21 protein-coding genes are annotated in these 19,236 nt (G+C 53.2%); 1 reads left to right on the top strand and 20 read right to left on the bottom strand.

From position 1 onward, the window contains the following. Window positions 1-7: 7 nt before the first annotated feature. The 20 genes from ACSV5M_RS12990 to fliE all read right to left on the bottom strand — a co-directional run bounded on the left by ACSV5M_RS12990 (window position 8) and on the right by fliE (window position 18,619). The gene (locus ACSV5M_RS12990) at window positions 8-1,282 is read right to left on the bottom strand and encodes a hypothetical protein (protein WP_439176662.1); all 1,275 of its coding nucleotides are present in this window, start codon (window positions 1,280-1,282) and stop codon (window positions 8-10) included. 93 nt (window positions 1,283-1,375) lie between these two features. Continuing rightward, window positions 1,376-1,921 (bottom strand): bactofilin family protein, encoded by a 546-nt coding sequence (locus ACSV5M_RS12995; RefSeq protein ID WP_439176663.1) that lies wholly within the window; start codon window positions 1,919-1,921, stop codon window positions 1,376-1,378. Between the two features lie 472 nt (window positions 1,922-2,393). Then, complete coding sequence (gene flhB, locus ACSV5M_RS13000; RefSeq protein ID WP_439176664.1) at window positions 2,394-3,530, bottom strand: flagellar biosynthesis protein FlhB; 1,137 nt, start codon at window positions 3,528-3,530, stop codon at window positions 2,394-2,396. Further along, window positions 3,530-4,315 (bottom strand): flagellar biosynthetic protein FliR, encoded by a 786-nt coding sequence (fliR, locus tag ACSV5M_RS13005; protein WP_439176665.1) that lies wholly within the window; start codon window positions 4,313-4,315, stop codon window positions 3,530-3,532. The genes flhB and fliR overlap by 1 nt, the downstream gene beginning before the upstream one ends. 7 nt (window positions 4,316-4,322) lie before the next feature. Beyond that, the gene (gene fliQ, locus ACSV5M_RS13010) at window positions 4,323-4,592 is read right to left on the bottom strand and encodes a flagellar biosynthesis protein FliQ (protein ID WP_439176666.1); all 270 of its coding nucleotides are present in this window, start codon (window positions 4,590-4,592) and stop codon (window positions 4,323-4,325) included. Window positions 4,593-4,603: 11 nt separating this feature from the next. Further along, a complete protein-coding gene (gene fliP / locus ACSV5M_RS13015) occupies window positions 4,604-5,428 on the bottom strand; it encodes a flagellar type III secretion system pore protein FliP (protein ID WP_439176667.1) in 825 nt (274 codons plus the stop codon). A gap of 43 nt (window positions 5,429-5,471) precedes the next feature. Next, window positions 5,472-6,119 (bottom strand): flagellar biosynthetic protein FliO, encoded by a 648-nt coding sequence (gene fliO, locus ACSV5M_RS13020; protein ID WP_439176668.1) that lies wholly within the window; start codon window positions 6,117-6,119, stop codon window positions 5,472-5,474. Window positions 6,120-6,141: 22 nt separating this feature from the next. Then, window positions 6,142-6,507 carry a flagellar motor switch protein FliN gene (gene fliN / locus ACSV5M_RS13025; RefSeq protein ID WP_439176716.1) on the bottom strand — a complete coding sequence of 122 codons (366 nt, stop codon included), beginning with the start codon at window positions 6,505-6,507 and terminating at the stop codon, window positions 6,142-6,144. A gap of 16 nt (window positions 6,508-6,523) precedes the next feature. Beyond that, window positions 6,524-7,534, bottom strand: a complete 1,011-nt coding sequence (gene fliM / locus ACSV5M_RS13030; protein ID WP_439176669.1) for a flagellar motor switch protein FliM — start codon at window positions 7,532-7,534, stop codon at window positions 6,524-6,526. A gap of 21 nt (window positions 7,535-7,555) precedes the next feature. Next, entirely contained in the window at window positions 7,556-8,095 is a 540-nt protein-coding gene (locus ACSV5M_RS13035; protein WP_439176670.1) for a flagellar basal body-associated FliL family protein, read from the bottom strand. A gap of 168 nt (window positions 8,096-8,263) precedes the next feature. Beyond that, window positions 8,264-9,640 carry a flagellar hook-length control protein FliK gene (locus ACSV5M_RS13040; protein WP_439176671.1) on the bottom strand — a complete coding sequence of 459 codons (1,377 nt, stop codon included), beginning with the start codon at window positions 9,638-9,640 and terminating at the stop codon, window positions 8,264-8,266. A gap of 201 nt (window positions 9,641-9,841) precedes the next feature. Then, window positions 9,842-10,192, bottom strand: coding sequence for an Hpt domain-containing protein (locus ACSV5M_RS13045; RefSeq protein WP_439176672.1), 351 nt, complete (start codon window positions 10,190-10,192; stop codon window positions 9,842-9,844). 122 nt (window positions 10,193-10,314) lie between these two features. After that, window positions 10,315-12,024, bottom strand: coding sequence for an ATP-binding SpoIIE family protein phosphatase (locus ACSV5M_RS13050; RefSeq protein ID WP_439176673.1), 1,710 nt, complete (start codon window positions 12,022-12,024; stop codon window positions 10,315-10,317). A gap of 47 nt (window positions 12,025-12,071) precedes the next feature. Continuing rightward, the gene (locus ACSV5M_RS13055; RefSeq protein WP_439176674.1) at window positions 12,072-12,377 is read right to left on the bottom strand and encodes an STAS domain-containing protein; all 306 of its coding nucleotides are present in this window, start codon (window positions 12,375-12,377) and stop codon (window positions 12,072-12,074) included. Between the two features lie 294 nt (window positions 12,378-12,671). Then, window positions 12,672-13,115 carry a flagellar export protein FliJ gene (gene fliJ, locus ACSV5M_RS13060; RefSeq protein WP_439176675.1) on the bottom strand — a complete coding sequence of 148 codons (444 nt, stop codon included), beginning with the start codon at window positions 13,113-13,115 and terminating at the stop codon, window positions 12,672-12,674. Between the two features lie 30 nt (window positions 13,116-13,145). After that, a complete protein-coding gene (gene fliI / locus ACSV5M_RS13065) occupies window positions 13,146-14,537 on the bottom strand; it encodes a flagellar protein export ATPase FliI (protein ID WP_439176676.1) in 1,392 nt (463 codons plus the stop codon). Further along, the gene (locus ACSV5M_RS13070; protein ID WP_439176677.1) at window positions 14,530-15,381 is read right to left on the bottom strand and encodes a flagellar assembly protein FliH; all 852 of its coding nucleotides are present in this window, start codon (window positions 15,379-15,381) and stop codon (window positions 14,530-14,532) included. Before ACSV5M_RS13070 ends, fliI begins: the two co-directional genes overlap by 8 nt. A gap of 19 nt (window positions 15,382-15,400) precedes the next feature. After that, window positions 15,401-16,441 carry a flagellar motor switch protein FliG gene (gene fliG, locus ACSV5M_RS13075; RefSeq protein WP_439176678.1) on the bottom strand — a complete coding sequence of 347 codons (1,041 nt, stop codon included), beginning with the start codon at window positions 16,439-16,441 and terminating at the stop codon, window positions 15,401-15,403. A gap of 6 nt (window positions 16,442-16,447) precedes the next feature. Further along, window positions 16,448-18,169 carry a flagellar basal-body MS-ring/collar protein FliF gene (gene fliF / locus ACSV5M_RS13080; protein WP_439176679.1) on the bottom strand — a complete coding sequence of 574 codons (1,722 nt, stop codon included), beginning with the start codon at window positions 18,167-18,169 and terminating at the stop codon, window positions 16,448-16,450. A gap of 72 nt (window positions 18,170-18,241) precedes the next feature. Continuing rightward, the gene (gene fliE, locus ACSV5M_RS13085; protein ID WP_439176680.1) at window positions 18,242-18,619 is read right to left on the bottom strand and encodes a flagellar hook-basal body complex protein FliE; all 378 of its coding nucleotides are present in this window, start codon (window positions 18,617-18,619) and stop codon (window positions 18,242-18,244) included. Between the two features lie 211 nt (window positions 18,620-18,830). Here fliE and ACSV5M_RS13090 point away from each other — a divergent pair, with 211 nt between their 5' ends. Further along, window positions 18,831-19,031 (top strand): PA3496 family putative envelope integrity protein, encoded by a 201-nt coding sequence (locus ACSV5M_RS13090; protein ID WP_439176681.1) that lies wholly within the window; start codon window positions 18,831-18,833, stop codon window positions 19,029-19,031. Window positions 19,032-19,236 lie beyond the last annotated feature (205 nt).

Consider the following 19,236-nt stretch of genomic DNA (forward strand, 5'->3'; position numbering starts at 1 on the left):
TGACAGATTACGGGCGGTGGATGCGCGACTGAAAAAGGTACTCATAAATTCCGCGCTGCATGCCTGGCTTCATGATGCAGGTGTTAGCCAGGGAAAAGTCGCGGAAGATCCTCAGTAAACTGACAGCGGTAAACTCATTCTCAGCGGCGGGCTTTTTGGGGGTCGGTAATAACGCGATGGTCTTATCATCCTGCACGTAACATTTTTGAGATCGCTCTGGCACTTCCGCACCGGTGTAAAAAAAAGCAAATACCAGCGTGTTGTCATGCATATGCGCACGCAATTTCTCATACACGGCTGATAACTGCTCGGCATTACAAAAGTTAAAGACATCCCACGCCAGAATCACATCAAACTTAATCGCCGGATCAAACCGCAGGGCATGCTGGCGAATCAACGGCGGTTCTGTTTCGGTGGGCGATTTATGCAAGGATGGCAGAAGGTCTTCGACATAAAAATTTTCCGCATAACGCAAGAAAAAATCCCCGTTGCGCGTCGCTTTGCCGCCCAGGTCCAACACGGTCGCCGCTGGCGTTTTTTGTAGGTGTTCGCACACCAGCTCAAGAACATAGGAGCGGTGTGCCAGCGTCGCATGCGGCAGACTGTGCAATTCGGCGGAGGCCACCTGGCGATTCGTATTTTTCCCTTCCGGTTGATAGCGCAGCACTTGCTCGGTAATGTCCTGCGCCATACCTTCCTGCTGCATGTAGGTATATTCCATGGTGTAGTTGCGCATGCTTTTCAGTACCGTGGCAGTATCCATCCCCGCAAAAGGTCGGGAGCACAGCACACCGGCGCATTGCATGCGTGTCTGGTACTGATCAAGTATTTGAAACTGACGCGGTACCGCCGGCAGGTTGCGACCGACATATTTAATGCTGTGCAGCAGGGTGTTGGGGCGACAGTGACGATTAAGGCGCGCGATCAGCCATTGCAGGGTGTCGCGATCAAGGTAGTTAAAAATATCCCAGGCAAGGATCACGTCAAACTGCTTGGTGTCGGTAAATGCCGAGAGATAGTCATCCAATCCAGCGCGCAAGGCTTCACCGGATACCCAGGCTTCGCCGCATTCCGCAAAAAAATTATCCAGGCTTTCAAAATGGATATGGCAACTCAGGCGGGAAAAAAACTGGAAACTGGCAGCGGAAGCTGAGCCGAGATCAAGCACGCTATTGTGGGTTGAGGCTTTAAGTTCATTATAGATAGCGGTGATACCCGGTGAACGGTGGATGATCTCCACCGCTTGGTCGTGTGCTGCGTTATCGATAAAACCCTGTGCCACCGTCAGCGTATACCTTTTTATAAAGCCCATAAAAACGAAACAGCCGTGCTGGAAAACCAACACGGCCTCGGCAATGCATTACAGCAAATTTATCTAGCCAATATCGTCGACTTTGTCATCTTTCGGCAATATAGAGGAACCATAGCTACTTTTGGATTCCGGCCTGGTTTCCACTTTGCTATCCCCATCCATATCCATGTCGATAGAACCACGGAATTTCGCACCGTCTTCCAAGGTGACGCGCTCCGCTTTAAGGTTGCCTTTAACCCGGCTGGCGCTCTTGATAGCGATGTGCTCTGCCGCGACGATATCGCCTTCCACACTGCCCTCAACGGTAATGGTTCTGGCCGCCACGTTCGCTTTAATCACGCCCTGGCTGCCGATGGTCAAGTGATTACCTTTAAGATCAATACTGCCTTCTACCTTACCCTGGATCAGTAAATCTTCCTCGCCGGTCAGTTCGCCCTTGAACATAATCTTCGGGCCAATCACTGCCGTCGGCGCAGCCTTCGCGCGTGACAATTCTGTTACACGACTTCCGGTATCCGGCGAGCCTATGCCGTTATACGCAGGAACCGGATCATTGTTATCGAGATCATTGTTAAACGCAGGGGAAGGTTCGTTCTTGGTGAGACGCATTGAATCACTCCTGTCAATGTCAGAATTTTTTTTGCTGTCGGGTGCGGCGATATCCTTCTTACGGGAAAAGGGAAAACCCGAAAGTATGCCATCCATCGGACAATTACCTTGTATTGCTGATACATGAACAGTGTCGGCAAGCCGAACTGGTGAGACTCCACGCTTGCTGATGCCAAGTGCACCGAGTCGCGTGGAGACATTTCCTGATGATTGTGAAAATCGCGGAAGGTGATTACAACCTTAGTGGCTTATAGCGGCGACGGCGTGATAATAAGCGAGAAAACGCGCCAAGATTTTAAAAATGTCAACTGGTTGGCATTTGGTGGATGGACTGGTACTGATAGGGATTGAGGATGAAGGTAAGCAAATGATTTAAGGGATGATTTCAGGGAAATGTATTGAGGATAATGTTTCGGGGATGGGTGTCGGATTACGCTGTGCTAATCCGACCTACGAGAATAGTTCGAATGGGTTAATCAAACTGCATATTCTTGGGAATTTTGATATTACGCGGGTATGTGGGTTTCTCGCCTTTTCCGCGGCGGAAGTTGCGTAGCTGGAAGACGTAGGCGAGCACCTGGGCCACGGCCATGTATAACGCGGCGGGAATTTCCTGGTCGATGTCGGTGGTGTGATAAATCGCGCGGGCGAGTACGGGGGATTCGATAATTTCTATTTTGTGGGCTTTGGCAATTTCACGAATTTTCAAGGCAACATGATCGCCGCCTTTGGCGAGCATGATGGGTGTAGCCATTTTTTCCGGGTCGTATTTCAGTGCAACGGCGTAGTGGGTCGGGTTGGTGATGATCACGTCCGCATCGGGCACATTGGACATCATTCGGCGCTGGGCCATCTCCCGTTGCAGTTGACGAATACGGCCTTTTACTTCCGGTTTTCCTTCCGTATCTTTTACTTCATCTTTTAATTCCTGCCGCGACATCTTTAATTTTTTACTGTGATCCCAGATCTGGAACGGCACATCAACAGCGGCAATTAAAATGGTCGATGCCGATAAAATAATCGCCGCATAACCACTGATTTTGAGCGAGTGAATAATGGCGTTATTGACGGTTTCGTCAGCGAGGCGAAACATGGCTTGCTCAAACGCCAACAGTATCAAAATTGTCGCACCGAGAATAACCGTAACTTTCCCCAACGCCTTGGCTAATTCAACCAACGCTTTCATGGAAAACATGCGCTTGGTCCCGGCAATCGGGTCCATACGACTGAACTTCGGAGCCATGGCTTTGCCGCTGAATAACCAGCCGCCCAATGCAATGGGGCCGACTATCGATGCGACTAATAGCATGCCAAACAATGGCAAGAGACTCAGCAAGCCATCGAACATGGATGCTGACAGATAGGCGATCATCGTCTGTGGATCAAAGATCGCCTCGCGGGGAATGGTAAAGTTGTAGCGTGTAACCTCCATGAGCTTGCCGCCCATGTATTGGCCGAACACCATCAAGCCAATGGTGCCCAGCAATAAAATTGCCGTGGTAGTGAGGTCGCGGGATCGGGGAATCTGGCCTTCTTCGCGCGCCTTTTCAAGTTTTCGCGAGGAGGCCTCTTCCGTTTTTTCCTGGCCATTGTCGTCTTCTTCAGCCATTAAGGTACTCCCACCAGGGTTTGTACCATCGCTATGCCCTCTTCTATCAGTGACTCAAACACCGGCAAGAAATTGGCAAGACTGAACCAGATCAACAACAGACCAAACAACAAGGTAATGGGGAAACCCACTGCAAAGATATTCATTTGCGGCGCCGAGCGGCTCATCACGCCAAAGGAAATATTTACAATCAACAGCGAGGTAAATAATGGTAAGGCAATCACCAGCGCAGCGCTGAACATCCAGGAACCCATACTCACAATCAGGACAAAACTGTCAGCGGTTAGACCGGAACCACTCATGGGCATGGTCGTAAAACTGTCCACCAGTAATTGAATAACAATAGCGTGGCCATTGATGCTTAAAAACAATAGCGTCGATAACAATAAATAAAACTGCGATAACACCGTGACGCTGACACCGCTGGAGGGGTCATTCATCGCCGCAAACCCCAAACCCATCTTCAAGGCAATATATTGACCGGCCAGCACGAAAACGTGCATCACCACTTGCAACATAAACCCCAGGGCAACACCCACGAGCAGTTCCTTCACCAGCATCACCATGGCTTCGACCGATATTAACGGCACAACAGGCGCAGGTGGTAACAAGGGCACAATCAGCAGCGTTGTGAATAACGTCAGTATTATGCGCACCCGGGCCGGCACTGTACGTGCGCCGATCACCGGTACCATAAAATAAAAACCGCTGATGCGAATCATCGGCCAGAGATACTGACCGATAAATTGCATCAATTGGGTTTCGCTGACGACAAGTTCATTCATGATGGTGTTAACCAATCAGAAAAGGAATGTTGGTAAACAACCGATCAAATAAATCCATAAATTCTGTTAACAACCAGGGACCGACCATCATGATGGTCGCAATGGTCATGATCAAACGCGGCAGAAAACTCAGGGTTTGTTCGTTAATTTGCGTGGCGGCCTGGAACATACTAACCACCAAACCGACAATCAGGCTGGGGCCGACGATCACAACAACCATCAGCATGGTGAGATAAAACGCATCGGCAAATAAATCCATGACCACTTCGGGAGTCATCAGGGCGCCCTCTATACACCGAAACTGGCGGCGAGTGTGCCGACAATCATGGCCCAACCGTCCACCAATACGAACAACATAATCTTGAACGGCAAGGAGATAATCAGTGGCGACAACATCATCATCCCCATGGCCATTAAGACGCTGGATACCACGATATCAATCACCAGAAAGGGAATAAAAATAATAAAACCGATCTGGAACGCGGTTTTTAATTCACTGACAATAAACGCCGGCACCAGAATGCTGAAAGGAGTTTCCTCCGGCGTAGCGATGGGCGGATTGCCGGCAATACCGACAAAGAGCGCAATATCGGATTCGCGGGTTTGCCCCATCATAAACGCATGAAAAGGCGCAGCGGTATTCGCCAGGGCTTGTTGCGCATTGATTTGTTGATTGATGTAGGGCTGCAAAGCGGTTTCGTTAACCTGGTTAAACACTGGCTGCATGATAAAAAACGTCAGGAACAATGCCAGCCCTATCAATACTTGGTTCGATGGCGACTGCTGCAAACCCAGCGCCTGGCGCAGGATCGAAAATACAATAATGATGCGCGTGAATGACGTCATCATCATCAACAATGCCGGCAGGAAAGTCAGCATTGTCATGATCGCCAGGATCTGCAAGGTCACTGTATATTCCTGGGTACCGTCAGCGTTGGTTGTGACCGTTAACGCAGGCAAACCGGGAATTGCCGGCAATGCGCCACCTACCTGGCTGTCGGACGGTGGTGCCGGCTCCAGCGGCGCAGCGGTTTGCGCGTGCACATTGACTGCCAACAATACACAGGCAATAAACAGTAAACGCAGGCAAGGCATGATGAATTTATACAGCATGGTGTCGTTCCCGGAACGAGAGTGTTAAAGGCAGCACAGCCGCTTACAAGGCGGTTTTATCCGCGGAATCCGCTGAGGTTTTGTCATTCTTTTGTTGCAACAGCGTCATCAGTTTTTTACCGAAATCCGACGCAGCCGGTGAGGTGTCGCCCGGTGCAAGGATCGGCTCATTGAAAACATGCAGCGTATTAATTTGCGTGGCGGTAATACCTAACAATAATTGTTGCCCCCCGACATCAACCACGGCCAAACGCTCGCGCGTACCCAGCGGCAAGCTCGCGATAATTTTGATGGAAGAATTGTTGAACAGGCCGCCCTGGTTGAAACGACGTAAAAACCAGCCGAGTACCAGGATAAGCGCAACAATAAACACCAGGCCCATGGCTACATTGGCGAGGTGCGTGCTGCTACTGATGCGCGTAGCACCCTGCCCCGCTTTTTTTTCCACGACCGGAGCCGTTTGTGTTGAAGGCGCTGTTGTAGAAGACAATGCTGTTGAAGACGGTGCTGCAGAGGACGTTTCTGTTGAAGGCAGCACAACAGGCGCAGCCGCTTCCTGCGGTGTGGTTTGATTAACGTCAGGTGCTGTCGGTTCGCTGTCAGCAAACGCCGGTACAGTGCACACCAACAAACCGGCTACGAGCAAAGCACCCCGGCGGGCGCGTAAATTTTTTCCAGCAATCGGATTCATTATCACCCTGGGTCGCTCTGTGTCAGCGCAATTTTTTGATACGTTCAGATGGACTGATCACATCGGTCATGCGGATACCAAATTTTTCATTAACCACCACCACTTCACCGTGCGCAATCAATGTGCCGTTAACCAGCACGTCCAGCGGTTCGCCGGCCAGACGATCCAGCTCAATCACCGAGCCCTGGTTCAGTTGCAATAAATTGCGAATGGTAATGGAGGTGCGGCCAACTTCCATAGAAATGGACACCGGAATATCCAGAATCAATTCCAATTCCGGACTGGGGCCGTTTTTCGCTTCCGTGTCAAATTCGTCAAGCTCCACGGCGCTGACAGCCGCTTCGGCATCTGCCTGTTCTTGCATGGCAGCGGCCCAATCATCGGCCATTGCGTCTTGATCAATATCATCTTTTGCCACGGGAGGCTCCTTCAGTACCAGAAATATTTTGTGCGCTGCTGCGATCAATAAATTCAAAAATTTTCAACGCGAGGTTACCGCGATGCTGACCGAGTTGAGTGCGGAATATCGGCACACCATTCGCGGTAACCACATGATGATCGGGGAATTCGATGGGAATGATGTCGCCGGCCTTTAAGTTAACAATATCGCGCAGGGTGATCTCACGCCGAACGATATCGCACTCCAGATCAACCTTGGCGGTCAGCACGTCTTCTTTTAAAGCTTTAATCCAGCGCTCATCCTGCTCGTCGCTGTCGCTCTGCAAACCGGCATCCAGTACTTCGCGGATGGGTTCGATCATGGAATACGGCATGGTGATGTGAATTTCACCACCGCCACCATCCAATTCGACATGAAAGGTGCTGACCACCACGACTTCGCTGGGGCTGACAATATTGGCCAGTGATGGATTAACCTCGGAATTGATGTACTCGAAATTAATCGGCATCACCGCTTTCCAGGCTTCGGCCAGATCGACAAATGCCTGGTTGAGTACCATCTGTACAACACGTAATTCTGTGGGGGTAAATTCACGGCCTTCGATCTTGGCGTGGCGACCATCGCCACCAAAAAAATTATCCACCAGTTTGAAGACCAGGCGCGCATCGAGAATAACCAGCGCGGTGCCGCGCAACGGGCGAAACTTGATCATGTTCAGGCTGGTGGGCACATACAGTGTGTGCACATACTCGCCGAATTTCTGAATCTGAATACCGCCCACGGAGACGTCGGCGGTGCGGCGTAACATATTGAACATGCTGATGCGGGTATAACGCGCAAAACGTTCGTTGATCATCTCCAGCGTAGGCATGCGCCCACGCACGATACGGTCCTGACTGGTCAGGTCATAGGCGCGTACCGACCCCGGCTCGTCATCGGAATCGGTATTGATATCGCCGTCGTCAACGCCGTGGAGCAGCGCGTCGATTTCGTCTTGTGATAATAAATCCTGCACGATCTCTTGCCTCTGACGTTTTTATTGCATCACAAAGTTGACGAACAACACCTGTTCGATACCCGGTTTACCTATTTCCTGCTGCAAGACTTCCTGGATTTTTACCAGTGCCTGTTCGCGCAAGGCCTCTTTACCTTCGGCCGTTTGCAAGGTTTCAAAACTCTGACCGCTGAGCAACATCACCAGCGCGTTACGAATGGCGGGCATGTGCATATCCAATGCTTTGGGTACGTCGGGATCACGCAACAAAAGTGTCAATTCAGCTTGCAAAAAGCGGCTGCGACCGCGGTCTTCAAAGTTAACGACAAATGCCGGACTCAGGGGATAATAAATCGCCGGCTGCTTGGTGGGCTCTGCTTCACTCGCCGCTTCAGCGTCTGCCGCTGGCGCATCGGAAAAGACGCTCAATAACGTCAGGGTAACACCGACCGAAATACCCACCAGCAACAACACCGCACCAATAATAAGGATAAGTTTTTTGCGTTTTTGTTTCGCCACAACCTGGGGATCTGCCGCATCGGCGGCAGCTGGTTGCTGCGCGTTTTTTGTATCTTTTGCCATGTCAAAAGCCCGTCACTTTTACTGCTAAAGGAGGTTGAGCAATACCCATGCCAGAGTTTTGCCTATGAAGCTTAGCAGCTGAGCCAAAGATTGTGAGGACGATACAGGTGTTATTGCAGGCGGGAAAATGGCCCCGCCAAACGCAGGGCCGGCGTGATGAAGGTGTTATCAGGCGTAGTGATCAACCAGGCGCACGCGGGCGGCATTTGTGGTTATTCCCACCAGATTTTCCTCTTCTTCCATCTCAGCGTCTGTGCCATGACCAGAACCGCTGGATGCGGTTTCATCCCGCGCGTTCTGGCGCGCGAAAGACTGATCCGAAACGTCCATCTGGGTCAGGTTTAAGCCCTGTTCATTGAACATCTCACGCAAGCGCGTAGCACTTTGATCCAGCGCTTCACGCACCAGTGGATGAGGGCTGGAAAAACTGACGCTGGCCTGGTCCTGGTGGATGCTGACCCGCACCTGCATCGGCCCCAGTTCCGGCGGATCAAGACGCAACTCTGCGGAGCTGACATTCTGCGCAGCCAGCCACAGGACTCGCTCGCCGACCGCCTGCCCCCAACGCGGTTGTCCCAGCGCCATGGGTACGCCGGTCTGGACGATGAAACCCCGCTGACTCGGGGCTTGCGCCTGAGCCTCAGCGGGGCGGGTAGCAGCATCAATCGCCGGCGCTGCTGAAGGGTTTAACAGCTTGGCCAGGTTTTGTTCTACCGTCTGGGCTTCTTTGCCCGCCACACCCTGCGCCGCCAATAAGCGGCTAAAGGGCAGTTTGAAATCCTCCAGCGAGGTTTCACCATCCAGTTCCAGCAAGCCGCCTTCACCGTCTGAGGTCTCTGCCACAGCGGTTTTTAATCCGTCGATAGATTCCCCCACAGCCAGATTGGCCGTTTTACTGCCCTCGCCCACCAGATTACGCAAACGCGCGCTCGCGTCAGTTGTAGCGGCAGGGGTGCCGTTCAGGGGCGGCAAGGTTATGCCGCCGACGGCAGCGTCCTCCACCGTAGCGCCGGACATTTCCGGCGCCAGGGGGGTCACCAATAAATCGGGGGCCAACTCAGCGTTCTCTGGAGTCAGCTCCGGTGTCAGCGGTATGGAATTGTCTGGTGCTGCTTTTGTGGTTTCACTGAGCCCCATCAGGCCCGCTTCAGCCAAAAGCGCGCTTGCCTCTTCGCCGGTTTCCCGAGACGCGCCGTCTGCCGCATCGCCAGCCAATCCAGCAGTGGTTTGAGTCACTTCATCAGCCGGTTGCTTTACATCCGGCTTTGCGGTTTTATCTACCGGCTTATGCTCCTCACCGCGAGTCGGGGCTGTCTTAACGTGGCTGGCCGGTGCCGGACGTGGTTCGGCTCGATCCGCTTGACGCTGCCGCGCGGCTGGTTCGGGCCGGGCGGCAGGTTTGGTCCGCGCGACGTCCTGCATCGCGGCGTGAAACTCGGCTCCGCTATCACGCGTTTCGTTCGGCTTCTGACCGGCACTGGTTTTATTGCTAGTCATCAATACGCTGCCTAATACCGACGCATTGCCACTGGAAAAAGAATTCATGGATACACCGCTCCTACTAACGGGCTGACTTCTACCGGCTTAACTTGCCGCTCTTGATTAGACGCTCCGCAAATAAATACACGCACTTTACCAACCGGCAATAGCTTGCCGCTTTAGCGGTAAATCACCTTGGTCGGGAGAAGTATTGCAAGAGGGGTGCCAAACGCAGAAAGATCGGAAGGGGCAAGCTATCGGTCGACGTTAGCCGACCGAATTAAACTCCTGAAGCAAGGTGGTAACGCGGGTAAATTCGACTTCTATGTCGGTTAATTGTTGCGGGGCAACCTCAAGATTGCCAGCCAGCGCCTGGGTCTCCAACTGGCTGCATAGCTCCGCCAGACGGGATGCACCAATGTTACTGCTGCTGCCCTTAAAACTGTGGGCCGCACGCCGAATCGTTTCGGGATCGCCCTGGGGAACCAACTGGTGGAGGTTGCGAATCCGTTCACTGGAATCGTTGATGAAGGTTTCCACCAGCAACATAAAGTCGCCTTCCATGACATCTTTCAGCGTCGTCAGGATCTCGCGGTCGAGATGCGGGGTTGTGCTCATGGAAGCTCCTATTAAAAACACATACTAGTCAACACACATACTGGTCAAAGCATATACGGGTCAACAAAGCACAGGTTAATAAAACGCGCTCAAATCTAAACGCCGAAAGGCTGCGCCTCAACTTAATCGTCATTCACCCAGGAAAATACGGCCTCAACCTGGTTGCCTTTCCCCAAGTAACGCACAGAGTCACACATTTTTTCTACCAGCGCGAGCCCCCGGCCACTGTATTGGGTATTGGACAAACCCTCCGGCAAACAGTTGCTCATATCAAAACCTTCGCCACTGTCTTCCACGCGCAAGGTCAGACGACCGCCCTCCGGCGATGTTGAATGCTGCAGGAATATACGAATGTAACCCGAGGTCACACTGTGCAGCCGCTCTTCACGCAGTTGATAGTAACGTGCGAAACCTTCCGGCGTATCTTTCATGGCTGAATCCAGCTGCAGTACACCGTGTTCCAGCGCATTGGAATATAACTCGGCCATAATGGTGTACAAAGTGCCGCTGTAGTTGCGCAAGCCGGGAACTTCCATCAACACGTTCAACAACAGGGGCAAAGGATCGAAAGAATGAAAACTGGTGGGTTTGATCTCGAACGACATGTCCCACTCAGCGAGGCTGGAATAACGGCGGAAGATAGTTTCGCGCGCAGCACTGTCCACTTTATGCGGTTCTTCCATGATGATTTCCAACAGCGACAGATCATCATTTTTTTCACCGCCACCAATAAATTCCTGCACGCTTGACAGGATTTCATCAAAGGCTTTTTCCGGTGCACGGTTGCGGGCAAATACCGCTTGCAGGCGCTCTTCACCAAACATTTCACCGTCTGCATTACGCGCTTCGTGAATCCCATCGGACCACATAAAAAAGCGGTCGCCCACTGCCAGTTCGTAATGCTCGCAGTCGTCTTTGAAACTTTTATTGGGCAATACACCCAGCGGCAAATGGGTCGAGCGCACCGGCACAATACCCAGATCATCCTTGCGGTAAATAAAACATTCCGGAAGCCCGCCGTTCCATACCTTCATGCGTCGCTTTTCAAAATTCATGTCGATCATGGTGGCGCAACAAAAAAAGCCCACCGGCAAAATCGATTTTAATTTGCCGTTGATCTCGCGCAGGATATCGGTCATGGAAAAACCTTTATGGACCATGCCATAAAAGGTCGAGGCCAAAGGCATAGCGCCGATAGCAGCGGGTAAACCGTGACCGGTGAAATCCCCGAGCAATACCATCATGCTGCCGGAAGGACGCATGGCTGCCACCATTACATCGCCGTTAAAGATCGCCAGCGAAGACAGGTAATAGCGCACGTTGCTGGCATTGAGACAGCCGCTGTGGGCCACATTGTCGAATACCTGCTTGGCGACCGCCTGTTCCTGTAAAAACTGATCGTTGTGGCGCGCAATCTGGTCGCGCTGGGCGAGCATGGTTGCGTGCATTTCACGCATGCGGTTAAAGGATTTGATCTTGGCTTTGAGGATAACGCGGTTGTAGGGTTTGGAAAGAAAATCATCGCCACCGGCGTCCAGGCATTTCACCAGGGATTCAGTGTCTGTAAGCGAGGTCAGGAAGATAATCGGCACCAGGGATTCGCCAGCCAATTCCTTGATCTGACGCGCTGCACCGAAGCCATCCAGTCCAGGCATCAATGCATCGAGCAACACAATATCCGGCCGCTCCTGCGCGTAGGCAGCCACGGCTTCGAGGCCATCTTTTGCACTGATCACGCGATGGCCTTCCTTGCGTACAATCGTCTCCAGAATCAACCGGTCTGTTTCGGTATCATCCGCCACAAGAATCATTAAGCTGCGGCTTTCGCTCATAGACAGGCTTCCATTCGAGGGACCGGTAACGGCGGAAAATTATTTCATCAATGAATCGTGAATAATTGCTCGAAGTTGGAGATGGTAAGGATTTTTTTCACATCGGCCGAGCAGTTGATGATTTCGATATTGGCTTTATCGCCCCCGGCAAAGTCGCGCAGCAACAACAACATGCCCAGAGCAGAGCTGTCCAGATAAGACGTGCCTTGTAAATCAACACGGAAATGGGTGGGAGTTTTGGGTAATTTTTCATAAGCCGCACGAAATTCCTGATGCGAGCTGAAATCGAAGCGCCCCTGGATATAAATAGTGACTTGATTACCATCCGCTGACACTGTGGAAGTGATCGCCATTTTCTACCTCTTTATCAGTACATCATTATTTCAATAATCATTATTGCGCATCAGCGCCTCTGCGCTGGCGTACTGCTAAAACGTGTTACGACGGGGAAATATACGATTTATAGGTATTGACGACATCCCGACGTCGCACTACACGATCCTAAGGATAGCCTATAAACGACGACTGTATAGTGCGCAAAGCAATAAAAAAGTTCGGCGGATTAATCATTTAATTATGCAAGGTTTACCGTAAAAAGCCCCACAGAGGAATAACAACGTATTACACGGCATTTTACCCACGTAAAATCAGGATTGCTGTTGAAACTGTTGTGCGGATAAATCATCCAGTTCTTTTTGCAAACGCTTTTCCAGTACGTCATTCTCCTCATAGCGCAGGCGCGCAATCAAATCCTGGATGGATTCCCGGCGCCGATGTTTAGTCCGCCACTCCTGTTGCAGTTGATCAAGGGTTTGCATCATGCGTGCAACCTTGGCCTGCTGTTCTTTTTTTGCATCACCCAAGCGCTGGATAAAACTGCTGTAGCTGATTAAGTCTTGCGCATGCAGACCGGTTTTGAGTGAGCCGTAGGTGTCCAGGTAATGCGCAGCGTACTCTTCCAACTGCTGCAATTGTTCCTGCTCGGCATTGACCTGTTCGCGAAAACTGCCCAGACGCTGCGCCGCCGCCTGTTCATGACGTTCCGCCAACATCAATACCACCTGCATACGTTTTGAACGGGATTCCGCCACGTTTGGCTTCCTATTAATTTACGCCGCGCATCAGCCCTGCACGCGATGCTGGGCCGCCAGTGGACTGGTCGGTTTACCGGTACCGCCGGGTTTTAACAGGGCTTTGAGGTTGGCAACACATTCCGCCATGTGCACCGGTTGTTTGAGCCCCTGTTGAATAAAGGCCCGCAGATGGGGGAAACGTTCAATCGCCTGATCCGTCTCCGGATCGGCGCCGGGCGTGTAGGCGCCGATGGCAATCAGGTCGCGGTTTTGTTGATAGCGCGCCGACAATTGCTTGAAGCGCTGCATCATCTTCAGGTGTTCTTCGCTCACGATGTTTTGCATGGCGCGACTGATGGAAGACTCCACATCAATCGCCGGATAAGTCCCCTCTTCCGCCAGCTTGCGCGACAGGACCACGTGGCCATCGAGAATGGCCCGTGCGGCATCGGCGATGGGATCCTGCAAATCGTCACCCTCGGTTAACACCGTGTAAAACGCGGTGATCGAGCCCTCACCTTCCGCCGCATTACCGGCGCGCTCGACCAGTTGCGGAATCTTCGCGAAGACCGACGGCGGATAACCCTTGGTCGCGGGCGGTTCGCCAATTGCCAGGGCGATTTCGCGCTGCGCCTGGGCAAAGCGCGTCAGTGAATCCATCAGCAGCAAGACATTCTTGCCCTGGTCGCGGTAATACTCAGCGATACGGCTGGATAACTGTGAGGCCCGCAAACGCATCAGCGGTGCATCGTCCGCCGGGGACGCCACCACCACCGCGCGACGCAAACCTTCTTCGCCCAGAATGTGATCGATAAATTCCTTAACTTCGCGACCCCGCTCGCCCACCAGCCCTACCACCACCACGTCGGCCGTCGTGAATTTGGTCATCATCCCCATCAGCACACTCTTGCCCACGCCGCTACCGGCAAACAAGCCCAGACGCTGCCCGCGCCCTACGGTAATCAGCGCATTGATTGCGCGAATGCCAACGTCCAGCGGTTCGCTGATGGGATGGCGTTTGAGGGGGTTGATTTCATGGGGGGTAAAGTCGAGGTATTCGTCGCCGATAAGCGGACCCTTGCCGTCCAGCGGCTGGCCGATCCCGTTGAGGACGCGGCCCAGGAGTTGCGGGCCGATACGCATGCCCTGCCGGGTCGCGATAGGGATCACCCGCGCGCCCGGTTGCAGGCCTTCGACCCGCTTGATCGGCATCAGAAAAACCTTGTCGCCCGCGAAGCCGACCACCTCCGCTTCGATCCGGCGGTTATCCGCCGCGATCACTTCGCACTGGCGGCCCACCGAGACATTAAGGCCTACGGCTTCCAGGGTAAGGCCGACCGAGCGGGTAATGCGGCCTTCGGCCTCCGGCTCTATCACGCAGGCCTTGCCCGGCGCATAGCCGCGTAAACGCTCAACAATGGATAAACGGGAGTCAGCCATGATTCAGACCATCAGCGCCGCTGGCCAGGCTGTTGCCATCGACATCATCGGCGAGGGAGAAATCGTCCTCGGACTCGCCACTGCCGTCGGTCAGCTGTTTGTTCACAAATTGGGTGAGCAGGGTTTTCAGACGTTTTTCAACCGAGAAGTCCACGCGGCTTTCGCTGGTTTCGATACGGCAACCGCCGGGGGCGAGCTGTTGATCACCAATAAATTGCCAATTGAGTTGTTGTTCCTCGGCGTAGGTTTCCACCGCAGCAAGGTCATCCGGGTTAAGGCAAACCCGCAGGTTTTTGCTGCCCACCGGTAATGCATCCACCGCTGTCTTGACGAGGCTGACGATGTGGCTGGAGTCGGTCATCAATTCTCGCTGCACAACGCTTTCGCTCAGGGTACAGATAACGTCGAGCAATAATTTTTCCAGGTCGTTGTCCTGTTCAGCGACAGGGTCCAGGAGCGCCTGCGCCAGCTTTTGAAAGCGCTGCTGCTCCGCCACCAATTGCTGGCGCATCTCCATCAGCCCTTTTTGCTGGCCGGCTTCGTAGCCTTCGGCCATGCCTTTATCAAAGCCTTCTTTGTGCCCTTGGGCAAAGCCGTCTTTTTCGGCCGCCTCGATAATCTCCTGCATTTCTTGCGCGGTCATACCCTGTTTGGGCTTGGCCGCGGGCATGTCCACATCTTCAATGGATTCGCCCTTGCGCTTCATCTCCTGCGCCTTGCGTTCCCGCGCTTCTTTTTCCGCTGAAGGCAACACCGAGCCGTTGTCATTAATCAGGGGGACGCGCCAGGTGCGATATTCATCCACATCTTCGGCAGCAATGCGGTTAGGCAGTTTTTTTTCCATTCAGGTCAATCCGCCCGCGTTAAATCATTTGCTCGCCACTGCCACCCAGGACAATTTCGCCGGAGTCAGCCATGCGCCGCGCAATAGTGAGGATTTCTTTTTGTGCCGACTCCACTTCAGTGAGGCGTACCGGTGGCTTGGCTTCCAGATCGTCGCGCAGCAGTTCGGCGGCGCGCTTGGACATGTTCTTGAAGATTTTTTCCTGCAGGTCGGTGTCGGCACCTTTCAAGGCCACGATCAGCACATCGGATGAAACCTCGCGCAACAGCGCCTGGATACCGCGATCATCCACATCTTTGAGATTGTCGAACACAAACATCAGATCCTGGATCTGGTTGCCCATGTCCTCGTCGATTTCGCGGATGGAATCCATAAGGTCGGCTTCGATGGAGCCGTCCAGATTGTTCATGATTTCCGCCGCCACCTTATAACCGCCCATGGCTTTGGTTTGCGAGCTGGCGTTGCCGGAGAATTGTTTTTCGAGGATATCATTGAGTTCCTGCAAGGCGCTGGGCTGAACCGTATCCAGGGACGCCACGCGCATCATGATGTCGATGCGCACCTTTTCCGGCAGGAAGCTGAGGATTTCGGCAGATTGATCGGCATCGAGGTAAGCAATAACAATGGCCTGAATCTGTGGGTGTTCGTTGCGGATAATGTCTGCCACCGAGCGAGCATCCATCCACTTGAGCGTATCGAGTCCGGTGGTGTTGCCGCCGAGGAGAATGCGGTCGATCAAACCATTGGCCTTGTCTTCGCCCAGCGCGGTTACCAGCATATTGCGGATGTAACTGTCGGCACCCACACCCAGACCGGTGAGCGTGCGCACTTCGTCGAGAAATTCCGACATCACGCCCTGCACATCCTGCTGTTGCACGTTGGACAATTGTGTCATGGCCGCGCCGATGCGTTGCACTTCTTTCGGCCCCAGGTGTTTGAGCACTTCGGCGGCGTCGGCTTCGCCCAGTGACATCAACAGGATGGCAGCCTGATCCACCGAACGCAGTTTGGGTTTGGCTCTTTCGGGTAGTTTATTGTCCGATGCCGGCGGTGTGCTCATCGCTCATTACTCGTCTTTGTTAATCCACTTCTTGACCACTTGGGCAACACGCCCCGGATCATCGGCAATCAAACCTTTGATCGCGTTGAGCTGCTGCTCATAACCTTGTTCCGGGCCGGGCAACATCAAGGCGCTGCCACCGGTCAGTGTCACGGTTTCGTCAGACATGCCATCGTAACCCAGGCCGGCAGCTTCCAGCGCGGCCAATTGGCGCGCCTCTTCCTGCTCGGTGAGTTGCTGACCTGAACGGGTCAGGCTGCGAAATACCGGCAACAGCAAGCCGAAGACCAACAGCAGCACAATCAGCACGCCACTCAAGTATTTGATGTTGGGCAGAATCCAGGTTTCCCACCAGGGTGCCTCGTCAGCCGCGCCATCAAACAGCAGATTACTATCTGCCCCCATAAAGGGTGAGTTCAAGACATTGACGCTGTCCCCCCGCACCGCCGAAAAACCGACGGCGTCACGTACCAGTATAGACAGTCGTTCGAGTTCGTTATCTGTCCAGGGTACACGAGTCTCATTGCCCTCGGCGTCCTTAACAATTTTATCGTCCACCACCACGGCTACGGTAAGGCGTTTGACCGTGCCCATCTGATGGCGGGTATAACTGATGGTGCGATCCAGCTCGTAATTGCGCGTGGCCTGCTCACGACTGTTGCGCGGCGGCTCAGGCTGAATCGGTTGACCGGTGACCGGGTCCAGTTGCTCTGGTACCTGGGTAGTTGTACCCGGCGGCTGGTTGGTAAGGGCGCCGGGGATACCGCCAGCGATATCGCCCCCTATCCGTTGTTCGTTCATCGTTTGTTCGCTGCGCACCGCGGGCAGGTCGGGGTTAAATGTCTCGGCGGCCTGCTCGACGGCGGTAAAGTCAATATCTGCGCTGACCTCCGCACGGAAGTTACCGCTGCCGACGACCGGCAGCAGGATGCTGTTGACGCGCTTGATCAGGCTCTGTTCAACGGATTGGGTATAGGTGTGCTGCTTGCCGGCCAGCAGGAGTTCATCGTTCTCATCCCCGGTCGACAGCAGGTTACCGTGTTGATCCACCACGGTGACGTCTGCTTTGTTGAGTTCCGGAATACTGGAAGCTACCAGATTGGTAATTGCCCTGACCTGGGCCGGCTCGACGGTACGTCCGGCAAAGATTTCCACAAATACTGAGGCCGTGGGTTTACGCACGTCGCGGACAAATACCGAGCGCTTGGGAATGGCAAGATGCACCCGCGCCTTGCGGATGCTGGTAATACTGGTGATGGTGCGGGCCAGTTCGCCTTCAAGGCCGCGATGATAGCGGGTGTTTTCCATAAACTGGCTGGTACCCAGGGGCTGTTCCTGATCCAGCAATTCAAAACCGGTATTGTCTTTGCCGGGAATGCCCAGCTCCGCCAGCTTCAGGCGGGCCATATGAATATCATCGGCAGCGACCAGTACGGCGCCGGTATTGATATCCAGTTTGTATTTGATCTGGTTTTGGTCCAGCACCTGAACCACGTTCGCCGCATCCAGGTTATTGAGGCTACCGTATAACGGGCGATACTCTTCCCCCTGGCTCCACAACACCACCGCAAAACCAATAGCCACGCTAGCCGCAAGCCCCACCATCAAACCCGCCTGGCGCAGCAAACTCAGGTTGCTGAAACCCTCGGCAAAGTCACCGCCCAAGCGCGGCTTCTCGCTACGCGCCGGCATATTATTCGCGTCTGCGTTATCGGTTGTAGAGGCCATAATGCGTTAATCCTGAGGTCGTGTTGGATACAAAACAGGTTTGGAAATACGGATAAATAATCGTGGTTATTGTTAGATAGGCATATTCATGATGTCGCGGTAGGCATCCACCAACTTGTTGCGTACCTGCACCATCGCCTGGAACGACACCGAGGCTTTTTGCGAGGCGATCATGACGTCAGTGATATCCACCCCTTCCACGCCGCGCTCATAGGCAGTGGCCATGGCGCTGGCGGCTTTCTGTACATCGTTAACCTTGTTGACCGCCTGGGACATGACTTCGCCAAAGCTGGGTATCTTGTTGCCGCCATCGACAGTCAGGGGACCGGTATTGTGCACTTCACCCACATCGCGCGGGGCCAGACCTGCCGGGCGCTGAAACGCCTGGGTCTGCGATTTCATCGCACGCATTTCCACCAGTAGACGGTTGATATCGACACGATCAGTCATGGCGAGAGTCTCTTTGAGTCGTTAACACGGGGTAGCGACAAGAAATTGGCGTTACCGGTTTCTGGGTGGGTTATTGCACAAAGCAGGCCAATCTTTGCCGCCCCGGCAATGCCTTGCCGCTGTGGGATTTATTGTGGCCCGGTTTTCTTTCACAGGTTTGTCATTAAAGCGCTTTAGGATTCAGGCATCACAGCTTTCATAGGACTCCACCATGGAACAAAACCTGATTGCCAACGATAGCTTTTTGATTGAAAACGCCCTGACTGAATTTATCCATAGCGCGGCGGCGGCGAACAAGAAGGCGCAGAAAATTCGCCAGAATATGGAGTACCGCCGCAAGTTGGAGTTACGGATGGAGGAGTTGCGGTTGCGGCGGGAGACTTGTGAGTTTGAGTTTGAAGTTAAGAAGTAGAAAAAGGACAGACGCTGGAAAAATGATGCTGGCACTATGCGAGTTTGGCGTTAGGCCCTTTGTTTCGAAACCCTCAAGTCAGGGACGACTTGGGGGAGCTACAGGGATGTATTCATGCGTTTTCGAAACAAAGGGCCTAATGACAAACGAACTACGAAGCACATTAAACGGCAAACTTGTATCGTGCCAAGGTCTACCCTTCTTA

It is taken from the genome of Cellvibrio sp. ARAG 10.3, from assembly GCF_051846955.1.
Lineage (GTDB): Bacteria > Pseudomonadota > Gammaproteobacteria > Pseudomonadales > Cellvibrionaceae > Cellvibrio.

What these genes read in the sequence shown, in the direction of transcription:
- ACSV5M_RS12995 (WP_439176663.1), bottom strand. Translation starts at nt 1,921, where the DNA reads ATGCGTCTCACCAAGAACGAACCTTCCCCTGCGTTTAACAATGATCTC.
- flhB (WP_439176664.1), bottom strand. Translation starts at nt 3,530, where the DNA reads ATGGCTGAAGAAGACGACAATGGCCAGGAAAAAACGGAAGAGGCCTCC.
- fliR (WP_439176665.1), bottom strand. Translation starts at nt 4,315, where the DNA reads ATGAATGAACTTGTCGTCAGCGAAACCCAATTGATGCAATTTATCGGT.
- fliQ (WP_439176666.1), bottom strand. Translation starts at nt 4,592, where the DNA reads ATGACTCCCGAAGTGGTCATGGATTTATTTGCCGATGCGTTTTATCTC.
- fliP (WP_439176667.1), bottom strand. Translation starts at nt 5,428, where the DNA reads ATGCTGTATAAATTCATCATGCCTTGCCTGCGTTTACTGTTTATTGCC.
- fliO (WP_439176668.1), bottom strand. Translation starts at nt 6,119, where the DNA reads ATGAATCCGATTGCTGGAAAAAATTTACGCGCCCGCCGGGGTGCTTTG.
- fliN (WP_439176716.1), bottom strand. Translation starts at nt 6,507, where the DNA reads ATGGCCGATGATTGGGCCGCTGCCATGCAAGAACAGGCAGATGCCGAA.
- ACSV5M_RS13035 (WP_439176670.1), bottom strand. Translation starts at nt 8,095, where the DNA reads ATGGCAAAAGATACAAAAAACGCGCAGCAACCAGCTGCCGCCGATGCG.
- ACSV5M_RS13040 (WP_439176671.1), bottom strand. Translation starts at nt 9,640, where the DNA reads ATGAATTCTTTTTCCAGTGGCAATGCGTCGGTATTAGGCAGCGTATTG.
- ACSV5M_RS13045 (WP_439176672.1), bottom strand. Translation starts at nt 10,192, where the DNA reads ATGAGCACAACCCCGCATCTCGACCGCGAGATCCTGACGACGCTGAAA.
- ACSV5M_RS13050 (WP_439176673.1), bottom strand. Translation starts at nt 12,024, where the DNA reads ATGAGCGAAAGCCGCAGCTTAATGATTCTTGTGGCGGATGATACCGAA.
- ACSV5M_RS13055 (WP_439176674.1), bottom strand. Translation starts at nt 12,377, where the DNA reads ATGGCGATCACTTCCACAGTGTCAGCGGATGGTAATCAAGTCACTATT.
- fliI (WP_439176676.1), bottom strand. Translation starts at nt 14,537, where the DNA reads ATGGCTGACTCCCGTTTATCCATTGTTGAGCGTTTACGCGGCTATGCG.
- ACSV5M_RS13070 (WP_439176677.1), bottom strand. Translation starts at nt 15,381, where the DNA reads ATGGAAAAAAAACTGCCTAACCGCATTGCTGCCGAAGATGTGGATGAA.
- fliG (WP_439176678.1), bottom strand. Translation starts at nt 16,441, where the DNA reads ATGAGCACACCGCCGGCATCGGACAATAAACTACCCGAAAGAGCCAAA.
- fliF (WP_439176679.1), bottom strand. Translation starts at nt 18,169, where the DNA reads ATGGCCTCTACAACCGATAACGCAGACGCGAATAATATGCCGGCGCGT.
- fliE (WP_439176680.1), bottom strand. Translation starts at nt 18,619, where the DNA reads ATGACTGATCGTGTCGATATCAACCGTCTACTGGTGGAAATGCGTGCG.
- ACSV5M_RS13090 (WP_439176681.1), top strand. Translation starts at nt 18,831, where the DNA reads ATGGAACAAAACCTGATTGCCAACGATAGCTTTTTGATTGAAAACGCC.